Origin of the sequence: Streptomyces sp. HM190, from assembly GCF_009857135.1 — a bacterium.
In the GTDB taxonomy this organism is placed as follows: Bacteria; Actinomycetota; Actinomycetes; order Streptomycetales; family Streptomycetaceae; genus Streptomyces; species Streptomyces heilongjiangensis.
The window spans coordinates 6,300,880-6,314,959 of record NZ_CP047318.1 but is presented as its reverse complement, the minus strand read 5'-3'; the positions used below and the strand labels follow the sequence as shown (position 1 = coordinate 6,314,959).

The window sequence follows — 14,080 nt, the reverse complement described above, 5'->3', positions numbered from 1 at the left end:
ACTACATGAAAACGATTGTCAGAAGCTAGGGGGCGGGCGCCGGCATCGCCGGATCCCCGGTCCCGGGGCCCGCCCGGAGACTCAGAGCTGGAGACCGGTCAGCACCAGCACCCGCTCGTAGGTGTAGTCGTCCATCGCGTAGCGCACGCCCTCGCGGCCGACGCCGGACTGCTTGGCGCCGCCGTACGGCATCTGGTCGGCGCGGTAGGACGGGACGTCGCCGATGACCACGCCACCGACCTCCAGGGCGCGGTGGGCGCGGAAGGCGGTCTGCAGGTCGTGGGTGAAGACGCCCGCCTGGAGGCCGTACTTGGAGTCGTTGACGGCGGCGAAGGCCGCGGCCTCCCCGTCCACCTTCTGGAGGGTGAGGACGGGGCCGAAGACCTCCTCGCAGGAGATCGTGACGTCGGCGGGCACGTCCGCGAGGACGGTCGGCGCGTACGAGGCGCCGTCGCGCTTGCCCCCGGTCAGCAGCGTGGCGCCCGCGTCGACGGCCTCCTGGACCCACGCCTCGACCCGCTTGGCGGCGTCCTCGCTGACCAGCGGGCCGACGTCGGTGGCGGCGTCCGACGGGTCGCCGGTGACCTGGGCCTCCACGGCGGCCACGACGCGCGGCAGCAGCCGGTCGTAGACCGACGCGTCCGCGATCACCCGCTGCACCGAGATGCAGGACTGACCGCCCTGGTAGTTGGAGAACGTCGCGATCCGGTTCGCCGCCCAGTCGAGGTCCTCGTCGGAGGCGTAGTCGGCGAGTACGACCGCCGCGCCGTTGCCGCCCAGCTCCAGGGTGCAGTGCTTGCGCGGCACCGAGTCCATGATCGCGTAGCCGACCTTCTCGGAACCGGTGAAGGAGATGACCGGCAGCCGCTCGTCCTGTACCAGGGCCGGCATGCGGTCGTTGGCGACGGGGAGGATGCTCCACGACCCGGCGGGCAGCTCGCTCTCGGCCAGCAGCTCACCGATGACGAGACCGGAGAGCGGGGTGGCCGGGGCGGGCTTCAGGATGATCGGCACACCGGCCGCGATCGCCGGGGCGATCTTGTGGGCGCACAGGTTCAGCGGGAAGTTGAACGGCGCGATGCCGAGGACGACGCCCTTCGGGAAGCGGCGCGTGACCGCGAGCCGTCCCTGACCGCCCAGGTCGGTGTCGAGACGCTGCGCCTCACCACCGTTGAACCGGCGGGCCTCCTCCGCCGCGAACCGGAACACGGACACGGCACGGCCGACCTCGCCGCGGGCCCACTTGATCGGCTTGCCGTTCTCGGCGGAGATCAGCTGCGCGACCTCCTCGGTCCGCTCGGCCAGCCGCCGGCTGACGTGGTCCAGCGCGGCGGCCCGTACGTGCGCCGGGGTGGCCGCGAACTCGTCCCGCACGGCGTACGCGGCGGCGACCGCCTCCTCGACCTGCGCGTCCGTGGGCACGCTCACCCTGCCGACGAGCCGGTCGTCCCAGGGTGACGTGACGTCGAACGTGGTCTCACCGGTGGCCTCGCGGCCGGCGAGCCAGAAGGCGTGCGTGGCGGTCATAGTCGTTCCCGGCCCTTCGGTGCGTCAGTACAACCTCTTCTCGGCTCCACGGTAGGGCCGGCAGGCCGGGGGGTCGTTTGTCCGGCGCGTATGAGTGGGGCGGGGGGTTGCTCCGCTTTGGTGCGGTGGTGGCGGGACCGGGCGCCTGAGGGGGTGGGGGTGGGGGCGCCGCGGGCGGGCGCGGGCGCCGCGGGCGGGCGCGGGCGCCGCGGGCGGGCGCGGGCGCCGCGGGCGGGCGCGGGCGCCGCGGGCGGGCGCGGGCGCCTCGTGGCTGGTCGCGCAGTTCCCCGCGCCCCTGAGGAAGGCCTACGGCTCCTCCGTCAGGCTAGGGGGCGCAGGCCCTCGCTTTCTGCGGGACGCGGGGAACTGCGCGACCAGCCCTCACCCACCCGCACATGCCCACCCCCTGGCGGGCCTGAGGGGCGCACCCCCCCGGGGATGGGACGGTGAGGGGCTGCGGGGGCGAGGAACCCCGGTCACTCCCCCGCCGCGGACGTCGCCTTCAACGCCAGCCACAGCTCCATCCGCACATCTGGATCGTCCAGCGACCGCCCGAGGATCTCCTCCACCCGCCGCATCCGGTACCGCAGCGTGTGCCGGTGCACCCCGAGATCCGCCGCCGCCGCGTCCCACTGCCCGTGCCTAGACAGCCACGCCCGCAACGAGGCGACCAGATCCCCCCGCCCGGTCGCGTCGTGCTCCCGCAGCGCGCGCAGCAGCCCGTCCGCGAAGGCCCGTACGGCGTCGTCCGCGAGCAGCGGCAGCACGGACCCGGCCGCCAGTTCCTCGTGCTCGACCAGGCACCGACCCCGGCGCCGCGCCACCGACAGCGCCTGCTCGGCCTGCTTGTACGCGGCCGAGACCGCTATGGGCCCGGCGGGCGCGGAGAGACCGACGACGAGTTCCTCCTCGGTGAACGCGGAGGCCGCGGCAGCGCCCGCGGCGGAGGCGGACAGGGGAGCCGGGCCCGAGCCGGGGCCGGAAGCCGCGGGACCGGGCGCGGCCGAGGCGGCACCCGAAGCACCCGAAGCCCCAGCCGACGTCCCGCCCGCCCCGCCGCCGCGCGCGGTCGCCGCCCGTGCAGCTTCCAGCGCCGCCGCGAACTCCGCGCACGCGGCCACCGCGGCGCCCCCGTCGACGGCGAGCACGACGAGCCGCTCGCCCTCGGGCACGACGAGCACCGCCTCCCCGCCCCGCGCGGCCGCGGCCTCGACGACCTCGGCGAGCTGCCCGAGCGGATCGCCGTTCGCGGTCGCGGCGGCCCACGCGGCGGCCCGGTACCGCCCGCTGTCCCCGCCGCTCCCGGCGGCGCCGCTCGGGGTGCCGCCGGCCGTCGCACCGCCGCCGGCGACGGCGCCGGGACCGCCGACCGTGCCCTCCGCGCGGGCCCGGGCCGCCGACGCGGAGCCCGATTCCGCGAGGATCAGCCGGAACGGCGCGTCCAGCAGTTCCCCGTACAGGTCCCCGGCGACGGCCCGCGCGTGGTCCGGCTCCCCGGCCAGCAGCATCCGCAGCACCGCCGCCCCGATCCGCTGCTCGGCGGCGTACAACGAGCGTGAACGCTCCGTCGTCAGCGTCAGCAGCGCGATCGCGGAGTGGACGGCGTACCGCTCGGCGGTGCCCAGCGCGGCGGCCGTGCCGACGGCGAGCGCGGCACGGGCCCGGCGCCCGGTGCCGAGGGAGTGCAGCTCGACGCGGTCCTCGCCGCCGACGACCGCGCTGGCCGGGGCCGGCCGGTCGCGCAGCCGTTCGACGTCGGCGGTGAGCCGCCCGGCCCGCCGCTCCGCCCACTCGGGCGCCACGGCCACCACGGCACCGGAGGCGTCGTACAGCGCGGCCCACCCGTCGACCTGCGCGGCGAGCGCGGCGAGCACCCCCTCGGGACCGGCGCCCAGCGCCTGCTTGGTGAGTTCGCGCTGCGCGGCGAAGCCCGCCGTCACCGCCCGGTACTGGTCGGCGGCGATGGCGGCCGACACCGCCTTGCTGATGGCGAGGAACGGCGTGCGCCGGGGCACCTCCAACAGGGGCAGGCCCTCGGCGTCCGCCGCCTCGACGAGCGCCTCGGGGACCTCCTCGTAGTTCACCCCGACGGCGAAGCCGAGCCCGACGACTCCGGCTCCCACCAGCCGCCGTACATAGCGCCGCATCTCCTGCGGATCCTCCGCGTCCAGCTTGAGCGCGGTGATCAGCAGCAGTTCACCGCCCTCCATGTACGGAACGGGGTCGGCCAGCTCGCTGACGTGGGCCCAGCGGACGGGCACGTCCAGGCGGTCCCCGCCCGCCCGCACGGTCAGCTTGAGCGCGGAGTGGTGGACGAGCGAGGCGAGCGTCGGGGGCATCAGGCCTTCAGAACGGTTCGGGAACTACTCGGAGCGGCGCCAGGCACCGGGATCCCTGCCGGGTCGGCGCTCACCGGTGGAGGTTTTGGCCGCCGCGTATGAACGGCCTGTACCGATTCTGCCTCACCGTACGGTCACCGCGCGCCCCTCCGACTGATCCCGCACGCCCTTGCGCTACCGACGGCCCCGCGTCGTTCAGCCCCTCAGGTTCACCAGGAGCGGCGGGGCGTGCTCGCCCCGGACGTCCGTCAGGGACAGCACCGCGTGGCCGGGCGGCACGGCGTGCGCCAGCTCGGACGCGGACCAGCGCTCCCGCTCGACCTGGCGCACGGTCACGGCGCGGGCGGTCGGCGCGGACCCGGTGATCACCCGGCGCAGCGCGTGCCACGCCTTGCCCGCCGGGGAGTCCGCGATGATCTGCCGGTCGGTGACGTCCCGCGCCTCGGTCCACTCCTTGCCCCAGACCTCGGCGAAGTCCTGGCCGTCCCACGGGGTGATCCCGGACAGCGCCATACGGCAGCCGGTCGCGCCGAGCAGCGGCCCGCGCAGCGGCCGGGGCACGTCGTCGAGGGTGCGCAGGGTGAGGACCGTGCCCGCGTTGGCGGAGCGCAGCCGCTGGATGCCGCGTACGGCCTCGGGGGTGACGACGCCCGTCGCGTCGTCCAGCACCAGGCACGCGAACAGCGAGCGGTCCTCCCGTACCGCCACGCTCGCCGTGAACTGCGCGAGCACCAGGCGGGCCAGGATGCGGGAGGCGTCGGCGTGGCCGCGCTCGGGGAGGTCGATGCGGACCCGTACGGGATGGTCGAGCGCCCGGAGCGAGAACGGCCGGGACTGCCCGGAGGTGTCGAAGAACCCCGCGAAGGCGGGCCGGTCGAGCAGGGCGACCCGGTCGGCGAGGACGGAGCCCACGTCACCGGGGCGCCCGAGCTGCCGCTCCCGCGCGTCCAGCTCCCGCAGCAGCGACTCCTGGCCCGCCTCCTGGAGCGCCTGGCGCAGCCCGGCCAGCGGGCCGGGGGCGCCGTCCAGCAGCTGCCGCAGCTGCGGCACCGACGGGAACCGCCCGTGCACCGCCCGGAACGGCCCGAGCAGCTGGGCGAGCACGGTCGTCGAACGCCGGCTGTCGGCGCCGGGGTGCGGGTCGGCGAGGTCGCCGACGAGGGCCTCGGCGAGGACGGCGGCCGCCTCGTCGGGGTCGGTGGTGCCGCCGTAGAGGTCGAGGTCGTACACGGACTCCGGGTTGCCGATGCGGACGACGACGTCGTACGCGTCGGCCGGGCCGAGGCCCGCGCCCGCCGCGCCCACGACCACCACGGCGGCGCGTCCGGCCAGCGCGTGCAGGCACAGCGACTCGGCGACGGGCCACACGACGCCCCCGGTCTTGCCCGACCCGGCGGGCCCGACGGCCAGCAGGGACGTGCCCAGCAGTTCCGGGCCGAGGGCGAGACCGGTGCCGCGGTAGGCGTACGGGTTGCGGGGGTCGTCGGCGGTCGTACCGAGCCGGACCTGCCCGGTCACCATGTCGTGCTGCGCGAGCCGGCCCGGGAGGTCCCGCTCCCCCGACGGATGCAGGCAGGCCGCCGCGCCGTCCTTCAGCACCGCGCCGGTGAACGTCGCCATGCTGTGCCGCCCGCTGCGCACGCCCTGCCAGGCCCGCATGATCCGAGCGTGATCCACGTCCCGCATGAGCCCGTCCCGCGCCTCGGCGACGAGCCGGTCGGCGACCTCGGCGGCACCGGCCTCCCTGAGCTGCGGCCACTCGGCGGGGTCCCGCTCGGGCGGCGGGACGACGACCTGGCGTTCCTGGGACCGTGTGAAGCGCGGCGCGCCGTACCGGCGCCAGACCTCGCCCCAGCGGCCGAGCCGCCCGACGCCGATCATGATCGCCAGGGCGACGACGACGTACCAGACGTAGCTGAGGACGACCGCGGAGTACGAGTGGGCGGGGGCCCAGGAGTCCGGGATCATCGCGTAGAGCGGTACCAGCCACCAGCCGCCGAGGTAGCCGTTCCAGAGCAGGGACCAGATGAGCCAGCCGACGAGGAAGGCGATGACCGCGCCGCCGAGCAGCTGGCGGCCGGGGACGATCTCGGGCTCCTCCTCGGGCCGCGGCCGGTGGCCGAACCGCCATACGCCGGGCGCCGCGTCCGGCCGGGGGGTTCGCAGCCAGGTCAGGAACGCGTTCCCGTCGGGCCTGGGCGGCGCTCCGGGCACGCCCGCGGGCAGGGGAGGCAGCGGGGGCACCGCGGGCATCTCCGGCGACCCCGCCGGGCGCGGCACAGGATTCGCATGCGTGCCCCGCGCGTCCCGCGTCCCGTCGCTGTTCATCGCCTTGCCCCCTGACCAGCCGTTCCGTCCACCATCAGCGAGCCAATCTAACGCTCCCGGAAAGGGAGTTCACCGTTTACGCGGCCGGGTGCTCATCCGGGCTCACCGTTTTACGCGGTGGGACGCACACCCGTACCCACGGTCCCTCCATGTCCAAGGCGGACAAGACGAATCCCCGACAACGCCCACATGGAGCATGCCCAGCCTCCGGTCCCCGCCCTAGCCTGCGAGAAAAGAAGGCAAGCGTCCGAGAACGCCCGCGCCCGCCGGCCGCCACGAGCGCCGACCCCGCCCCGTACGCCCGATGTCGTACACACGCACGATCACCAGGGAGCTCCCATGACCGCCCTTCCGCCGCTTCCGCAGGAGCGCCGCGTAGTCACCGCCATCCCCGGCCCGAAGTCGCAGGAGCTTCAGGCACGTCGTACCGCCGCGGTCGCGCAGGGCGTGGGCTCCGTGCTGCCCGTGTTCACGGCGCGCGCGGGCGGCGGGATCATCGAGGACGTGGACGGCAACCGGCTGATCGACTTCGGCTCGGGCATCGCCGTGACGAGCGTCGGCGCCTCCGCCGAGGCCGTGGTCCGCCGGGCCTCCGCCCAGCTCCAGGACTTCACGCACACCTGTTTCATGGTCACCCCGTACGAGGGCTACGTGGCGGTCGCCGAGGCCCTCGCCGAGCTGACCCCCGGCGACCACGCCAAGAAGTCCGCCCTGTTCAACTCGGGCGCCGAGGCCGTCGAGAACGCCGTGAAGATCGCGCGTGCGTACACCAGGCGGCAGGCCGTCGTCGTGTTCGACCACGGGTACCACGGCCGCACCAACCTGACCATGGCGCTCACCGCCAAGAACATGCCGTACAAGCACGGCTTCGGCCCGTTCGCCCCCGAGGTGTACCGGGTGCCCGTCGCCTACGGCTACCGCTGGCCGACCGGCCCGGAGAACGCGGGCCCGGAGGCCGCCGCCCAGGCCATCGACCAGATCGCCAAGCAGGTCGGCGCGGAGAACGTCGCCGCGATCATCATCGAGCCGGTCCTCGGCGAGGGCGGCTTCATCGAGCCCGCCAAGGGCTTCCTGCCGGCCGTGCGGAAGTTCGCCTCCGACCACGGCATCGTCTTCGTCGCCGACGAGATCCAGTCGGGCTTCTGCCGCACCGGCCAGTGGTTCGCGTGCGAGGACGAGGGCATCGTCCCCGACCTGATCACCACGGCCAAGGGCATCGCCGGCGGTCTCCCGCTCGCCGCGGTGACCGGCCGCGCCGAGATCATGGACGCCGCCCACGCGGGCGGCCTGGGCGGCACCTACGGCGGCAACCCGGTCGCCTGCGCGGGCGCCCTCGGCTCCATCGAGACGATGAAGGAGCTCGACCTCAACACCAAGGCCAAGCACATCGAGGCGATCATGAAGTCCCGCCTCACCGCCATGGCCGAGAAGTTCGACGTCATCGGCGACGTCCGGGGCCGCGGCGCCATGATCGCCATCGAGCTGGTCAAGGACCGGACGACGAAGGAGCCGAACCCGGAGGCGACCGCCGCGCTGGCGAAGGCCTGCCACCAGGAGGGGCTGCTGGTCCTGACCTGTGGCACCTACGGCAACGTCCTGCGCTTCCTGCCGCCGCTGGTCATCGGCGACGACCTCCTGAACGAGGGCCTCGACATCATCGAGCAGGCGTTCACCCGCGTCTGAGCCCGGTGCGCGCGCCTCTCCCCGAGCCTCTTCACCGAGCCTCTGCCGAGAGCCCCTCGCGAGCCGCTCTCGAACCTCTCGCCCGTCTTCGCGAGCCCTCCGCGCGCCCCTTGCCGGCCCCCGCTTCGCACGGGGCGCGCATACGGAACCCGTCATCCGCCTCCGACGTCCCACGCCTGTCGGCACCGGAATCCGACCCCGGGTTCCGGTGCCTGTGGACAAGCGTCGGAGGGCGTGAAGAAGGTGTGCAAGGTGCATGTCGGGTCGCGCTTTCGCCTGTCGTCACCGCACCGCCTGCCGTAGGTTCATGAGCAGATGAGAGATACACCCCGCCCACAGGGGACTGTGGGCGACACCTGGTCGGGGCCTCCCCAGCTTCGCCCTGGTCGTGCCCTCGCGCACACACCCGGAGCTTCCGGCTCCGGATCTCCTCACCGATCGGATGGCCGCTCGCCCCAAACCCCCCGGGGCGCGCGGCACACCGATCCGGACGGCCGCTCTCGAACCACCCCCCCTGTTCGAGGGCGGCCGACCATGTCGTCCGGCCGCCGCCCCGGACTCCGCGCGCTCCTCCTTCCCGGCCCGCCGGTCCTCCTCTTCGCGCTGATCACCTGGCAGGTCGTCGCGCACGGACCGCTGGCCCGCGCGGACGAACGCCTCAGCGACTCCCTCGTGCGGCGCGGGCCCGCCGCGCAGTTCCTCGCCGACCTCGGCAACGTCACGGTCGCCGTGCCCGTGCTCGCGCTCGTCCTCGCGTACGTCGCGTGGCGCGCGCGTGCCACCGGTGCGGACCACTGGTGGCGGCCCGCCGCCGGCGCCGCCGCGCTCATGGCGGCCGTACCGCTGTGGGTGGTCCCCCTGAAGGAACTGGTCGCCCGCACCGGCCCTCCGATCATGGGACCGGGCACGGGTTTCTACCCGTCCGGCCACACCGCGACCGCCGCCGTCGCCTACGGGGCCGCCGCCCTGCTGCTCCTGCCCTGGCTGCGCGGCGCCCCGGCGCGCGGCGCGGCCGTCGCCGGCGCGCTCGTGGTCAACCTGGGCGTCGGTGCCGGCCTGGTGCGCCAGGGGTACCACTGGCCGCTCGACGTCGTGGCGAGCTGGTGCGTGTGCGCGACGCTCCTCGTCGCCCTGGGCCGCTGGTCGCGCCATCGCTCCCGCACCCCCTAGCGGTCCCGGTCTCGGGGGAGGCCCGCCGCCGCCTCGTGCATCGCCAGCTCCAGCAGGGCCGGGTCGGTGAGGGTGCCGGTGCCGTCCGGGGGGACCAGCCAGCGGACACCGCCGGACGTCCGGCCGGGGTAGGGCACCACGATCCAGGTGCCGCGGCCCGCGCTGCGCACACCGGTGCCGAGCCAGCGGGAGGCGGTGCCCGGGGGCACGAAGAAGCCCATGCGGTCGTCGCCGAAGTCGACGAGCACGGGCCCGGGCTGGTCGATGATGCGGGTCAGGACGTCCAGCGTGGGGTAGCCGAGCTGCCCCGGCAGAATCAGCACGTCCCAGGCCCGGCCCGCCGGGAGCAGGGTGACTCCGAGGGGGTTGCGTTCCCATTCCCAGCGGCAGGCGTCGGGATCCGGTGCCACCGCTGCCAGCCACTCGATCGCCGTCTTGGCCCCAGTCATGACGGGACCTTCCTCTCTGTAGAGCTCCGTCGGACGCGGTGTCGCGTCAGGAGCACAGACAGCGGTGCGGGGCGGGCATTACGCGGGTTTCCCCCATGTCTTGGTGGTGAATCCGATGACGACACGCAAGCAGGGCGTACGCCTGTCCGTTCGCGGCGTACGCCCCTGGCTCGCGAGGGCTGCGGTGCGCCCCCTCCATCCTGCTCGGTGTCAGCTGTCGAAGCCCAGCCCCAGGCGGTCCATGGCCTTCAGCCAGAGGTTGCGCCGGCCGCCGTGGGCGTCGGCGCGGGCGAGGGACCACTTGGTGAGGGTGATACCGGTCCAGGCGAACGGTTCCGGCGGGAACGGAAGGGGCTTCTTGCGGACCATCTCCAGCTCGGTGCGCTCGGTGCGCTCCCCCGCGAGCAGGTCGAGCATGACCTCCGCGCCGAACCGCGTGGCGCCCACGCCCAGTCCGGTGTACCCGGCCGCGTACGCGACCCGGCCCTGGTGGGCGGTGCCGAAGAACGCCGAGAAGCGGGAGCAGGTGTCGATGGCGCCGCCCCAGGCATGGGTGAAGCGGACGCCCTCCAGCTGCGGGAAGCAGGTGAAGAAGTGTCCGGCGAGCTTGGCGTACGTCTCCGGCCGGTCGTCGTACTCGGCGCGCACCCGGCCGCCGTACGGGTAGATGGCGTCGTACCCGCCCCACAGGACGCGGTTGTCGGCGGAGAGCCGGAAGTAGTGGAACTGGTTGGCGGAGTCCCCGAGCCCCTGCCTGTTCTTCCAGCCGATCGACGCCAGCTGGTCGGCGGTGAGCGGCTCGCTCATGAGGGCGTAGTCGTAGACCGGGACGGTGTACGCGCGCACGCGCCTGACCAGGCTGGGGAAGATGTTGGTGCCGAGGGCGACCTGACGGGCGCGGACCTGGCCGTACGGGGTACGGACGGCCATGCCGGCGCCGTACGCCTTCAGGCTGAGCGCGGGGGTGTGCTCGTGGACGCGGACGCCGAGCCTGAGGCAGGCGCGCTTGAGGCCCCAGGCGAGCTTCGCGGGGTGGAGCATGGCGACACCCCGGCGGTCGTGCAGTCCGGCCTGGAAGGTCGGTGAGGCGACCTGCTCGCGCACGGCGTCCGCGTCGAGGAACTCGATGCCGTCGGCGAGGCCCCTGCGGCTGATCTCGTCGTACCAGTCGCGCAGTTCCCGGGCCTGGTAGGTCTCGGTGGCGACGTCGATCTCACCGGTGCGCTCGAAGTCGCAGTCGAGGTCGTGCCGGGCGACCGCCGCCTCGATCTCGTCGAGGTTGCGGGCGCCCAGCTCCTCCAGCTTGTGGATCTCGCCGGGCCAGCGGCTGAGGCCGTTGGCCAGACCGTGGGTGAGGGAGGCGGCGCAGAAGCCGCCGTTGCGTCCGGAGGCGGCCCAGCCCACCTCACGGCCTTCCAGCAGGACGACATCCCGTCCGGGGTCGCGCTCCTTGGCGATGAGCGCGGTCCACAGTCCGCTGTAGCCGCCGCCGACGACCAGCAGGTCGCAGGTCTCGGCACCGGTGAGGGCGGGCTCGGGGCGGGGCTTGCCGGGATCTTCGAGCCAGTACGGGACCGGCTGCGCGTCGGAGAGGGACTTTGTCCAGCCAGGGGGTCCGGGGGTGTTGCCCCGGGAATGGAAGGGCATGGCGCTTGGGGCCATGATGTCAACTCCCAACAGAGAATTCCGGCGGACGGCGTTATGCCTTCTGCCGCTTTCTGCGATTCGTGACGACCATTCCGGCCACCACGAACAGTACGGCGATGAGGAACATGGCCGTACCGACGACATTGATCTGGACGGGCGTTCCGCGCTGCGCCGAACCCCAGACGAACATGGGGAAGGTGACGGTCGAACCGGCGTTGAAATTGGTGATGATGAAATCGTCGAAGGAGAGCGCGAACGCGAGGAGCGCGCCCGCCGCGATACCGGGCGCGGCGATCGGCAGGGTGACGCGCAGGAAGGTCTGTACGGGGCCGGCGTACAGGTCCCGCGCGGCCTCCTCCAGTCGGGGGTCCATCGACATCACGCGCGCCTTGACGGCGACGACGACGAAGCTGAGGCAGAACATGATGTGGGCGATGAGGATCGTCCAGAAGCCCAGCTGGGCACCCAGGTTGAGGAACAGGGTGAGCAGCGAGGCGGCCATCACGACCTCGGGCATCGCCATCGGCAGGAAGATCAGCGAGTTGACGGCGCCCCGCGCGCGGAACCGGTAGCGGACGAGCGCGAAGGCGATCAGGGTGCCGAGGACGGTCGCCCCGAGGGTCGCCCAGGCGGCGAGCTGGAGGCTGAGCGAGAGCGAGCCGCACAGGTCGGCGACGCCGCACGGGTCGGTCCAGGCAGCCGTGGAGAATTCCTGCCACTCGTAGTTGAAGCGGCCCTTCGGCTGGTTGAAGGAGAAGACCGTGACCACGACATTGGGCAGGAGCAGATATCCGAGGGTGAGCAGTCCCGCGATGACGACGAGATGCCGCTTGAGCCAGTTCAGGAAGGCCATTTAAACCAGATCCTCCGTCCCGGACCTGCGGATGTAGACCGTGACCATGATGAGGATCGCGGCCATGAGGATGAACGAGAGGGCCGCCGCCGTCGGATAGTCGAGAATCCTCAGGAACTGGCTCTGGATCACGTTGCCGATCATCTGGGTGTTGGTGGAGCCGAGCAGTTCGGCGTTCACGTAGTCGCCGCTGGCGGGGATGAACGTCAGCAGGGTGCCGGAGACGACACCGGGCATGGACAGCGGGAAGGTGACCTTGCGGAAGGTGGTGAGCGGGGTCGCGTAGAGGTCGCCCGCCGCCTCGTGCAGCCGCCCGTCGATGCGCTCCAGCGAGGTGTAGAGCGGCAGGATCATGAACGGCAGGAAGTTGTACGTGAGGCCGCAGACCACCGCGAGCGGCGTGGCCAGCACGCGGTCGCCCGCCGTGAGGCCGAGCCAGCTGGTGACGTCGAGGACGTGCAGCGAGTTGAGGGCGCCGACCACCGGGCCGCCGTCCGCGAGGATCGTCTTCCAGGCGAGGGTGCGGATCAGGAAGCTGGTGAAGAACGGCGCGATCACCAGGATCAGGATCAGGTTGCGCCAGCGCCCGGCGCGGAACGCGATCAGGTACGCCAGCGGATAGCCCAGCAGCAGGCACAGGAACGTCGCCGTGCCGGCGTAGAGCACCGAGCGCAGGAACTGCGGGTAGTACTCGCTGAGCGCGTCCCAGTAGGTCGCGACGTGCCAGGTGACCCGGTATCCCTCCTCCAGGGAGCCCGTCTGCACGGACGTGGAGGCCTGGTAGACCATCGGCATCGCGAAGAACACGACCAGCCAGATCAGACCGGGCGCGAGGAGCAGGTACGGCGTCCAGCGGCCCCGTCTGCGGGCTGGCTTCGCCGTGGGTACGGGCGCCGTGGGCGGTGGCGCCTCGGCTTCGGTGAGGGTCGACATCACAGCGCCGCCCCTTCTTCGACACCCGCGTCGATGTCCTGCGCGGCGTCCAGGCCGAAGGTGTGGGCCGGGCTCCAGTGCAGGACGACGTCGGCACCGGGGACGAGGCGGGCGTCGCGCTCGACGTTCTGCACGTACACCTCGAACTCGGGGCAGACCGAGCTGTCGATGACGTACTGCGTGGACACGCCGATGAAGCTGGTCGCGGCGATCTTGCCGGTGATGCGGTTGCGGCCGACCGGGATCTGGCCCGCGTCGTCCGCGTGCGTCAGGGTGATCTTCTCGGGGCGGATGCCGACGAGGACCCTGCCGCCGGCCGCGGCGGGCGCCGCGCATCGCGCCTCGGGCAGGACGAGCTTGCCGTCGCCCGCCTTCAGCACGATCTCCTCGCCGCTCCTGGAGTCGACCTCCGCCTCGATGAGGTTGGAGGTGCCGAGGAAGTTGGCGACGAAGGTGGTCTTCGGGTTCTCGTACAGGTCGGCCGGGGAGCCGAGCTGCTCGACCCGGCCACCGTTCATCACGGCGACCGTGTCGGCCATGGTCATGGCCTCCTCCTGGTCGTGCGTGACATGGATGAACGTGATCCCGACCTCGGTCTGGATGCGCTTGAGCTCCAGCTGCATCTGGCGGCGCAGCTTGAGGTCGAGGGCGCCGAGCGGCTCGTCGAGGAGGAGCACCTTGGGGTGGTTGATCAGGGCGCGGGCCACGGCGACGCGCTGCTGCTGGCCGCCCGAGAGCTGGTGCGGCTTCTTGCGCGCCTGCTCGCCGAGCTGGACCAGGTCGAGCATCTCGTCGACCTGCTTCTTGACGCTCTTGAGGCCGCGGCGGCGCAGTCCGAAGGCGACGTTCTCGAAGATGTCGAGGTGCGGGAAGAGGGCGTAGGACTGGAAGACGGTGTTCACCGGCCGCTTGTACGGCGGGAGGTGCGTCACGTCCTGGTCGCCCAGCGACACGGTCCCCTGGGACGGTTCCTCCAGGCCCGCGATCATGCGCAGGGTGGTGGTCTTGCCGCAGCCGGAGGCGCCGAGGAGGGCGAAGAAGGAACCTTCCGGCACGGTCAGGTCGAGCGGGTGCACGGCGGTGAAGGAGCCGTAGGTCTTGCCGATGCCGGTGAGGCGGACGTCACCGCTGCTGTTCTGTGTGGTCTTCAT

At 72.9% G+C, this 14,080-nt stretch carries 10 protein-coding genes; 2 read left to right on the top strand and 8 right to left on the bottom strand.

The window, feature by feature from the left end; translation table 11 throughout:
• Nucleotides 1-81: 81 nt before the first annotated feature.
• From GSY65_RS27135 to GSY65_RS27125, 3 genes are all read right to left on the bottom strand, one after another.
• Complete coding sequence (locus GSY65_RS27135; RefSeq protein ID WP_159773549.1) at nucleotides 82-1,527, bottom strand: aldehyde dehydrogenase family protein; 1,446 nt, start codon at nucleotides 1,525-1,527, stop codon at nucleotides 82-84.
• A 476-nt stretch (nucleotides 1,528-2,003) separates the two neighbouring features.
• Nucleotides 2,004-3,866: a PucR family transcriptional regulator gene (locus tag GSY65_RS27130; protein ID WP_159773547.1), complete on the bottom strand. Its 1,863-nt coding sequence runs from the start codon at nucleotides 3,864-3,866 to the stop codon at nucleotides 2,004-2,006.
• Between the two features lie 195 nt (nucleotides 3,867-4,061).
• The gene (locus GSY65_RS27125; RefSeq protein ID WP_159773545.1) at nucleotides 4,062-6,194 is read right to left on the bottom strand and encodes an ATP-binding protein; all 2,133 of its coding nucleotides are present in this window, start codon (nucleotides 6,192-6,194) and stop codon (nucleotides 4,062-4,064) included.
• A gap of 339 nt (nucleotides 6,195-6,533) precedes the next feature.
• On the opposite strand from GSY65_RS27125, the gene gabT reads away from it, so the two are divergent.
• Together gabT and GSY65_RS27115 are read left to right on the top strand one after the other, a co-directional pair.
• Nucleotides 6,534-7,877 carry a 4-aminobutyrate--2-oxoglutarate transaminase gene (gene gabT, locus GSY65_RS27120; protein ID WP_159773543.1) on the top strand — a complete coding sequence of 448 codons (1,344 nt, stop codon included), beginning with the start codon at nucleotides 6,534-6,536 and terminating at the stop codon, nucleotides 7,875-7,877.
• Between the two features lie 345 nt (nucleotides 7,878-8,222).
• Nucleotides 8,223-9,047 (top strand): phosphatase PAP2 family protein, encoded by an 825-nt coding sequence (locus GSY65_RS27115; protein ID WP_236580258.1) that lies wholly within the window; start codon nucleotides 8,223-8,225, stop codon nucleotides 9,045-9,047.
• Here GSY65_RS27115 and GSY65_RS27110 read toward each other — a convergent pair.
• The 5 genes from GSY65_RS27110 to GSY65_RS27090 all read right to left on the bottom strand — a co-directional run bounded on the left by GSY65_RS27110 (nucleotide 9,044) and on the right by GSY65_RS27090 (nucleotide 14,080).
• Nucleotides 9,044-9,496: a hypothetical protein gene (locus tag GSY65_RS27110; RefSeq protein ID WP_159773539.1), complete on the bottom strand. Its 453-nt coding sequence runs from the start codon at nucleotides 9,494-9,496 to the stop codon at nucleotides 9,044-9,046. The two genes, GSY65_RS27115 and GSY65_RS27110, sit on opposite strands and share 4 nt — an antisense overlap.
• Nucleotides 9,497-9,706: 210 nt before the next feature.
• Nucleotides 9,707-11,158, bottom strand: a complete 1,452-nt coding sequence (locus GSY65_RS27105; protein WP_159773537.1) for an NAD(P)/FAD-dependent oxidoreductase — start codon at nucleotides 11,156-11,158, stop codon at nucleotides 9,707-9,709.
• 37 nt (nucleotides 11,159-11,195) lie between these two features.
• Nucleotides 11,196-11,996 carry an ABC transporter permease gene (locus GSY65_RS27100; RefSeq protein WP_159773535.1) on the bottom strand — a complete coding sequence of 267 codons (801 nt, stop codon included), beginning with the start codon at nucleotides 11,994-11,996 and terminating at the stop codon, nucleotides 11,196-11,198.
• Nucleotides 11,997-12,929 (bottom strand): ABC transporter permease, encoded by a 933-nt coding sequence (locus GSY65_RS27095; RefSeq protein ID WP_159773533.1) that lies wholly within the window; start codon nucleotides 12,927-12,929, stop codon nucleotides 11,997-11,999. It abuts the gene before it with no gap.
• The gene (locus GSY65_RS27090) at nucleotides 12,929-14,080 is read right to left on the bottom strand and encodes an ABC transporter ATP-binding protein (protein ID WP_159773531.1); all 1,152 of its coding nucleotides are present in this window, start codon (nucleotides 14,078-14,080) and stop codon (nucleotides 12,929-12,931) included. Before GSY65_RS27090 ends, GSY65_RS27095 begins: the two co-directional genes overlap by 1 nt.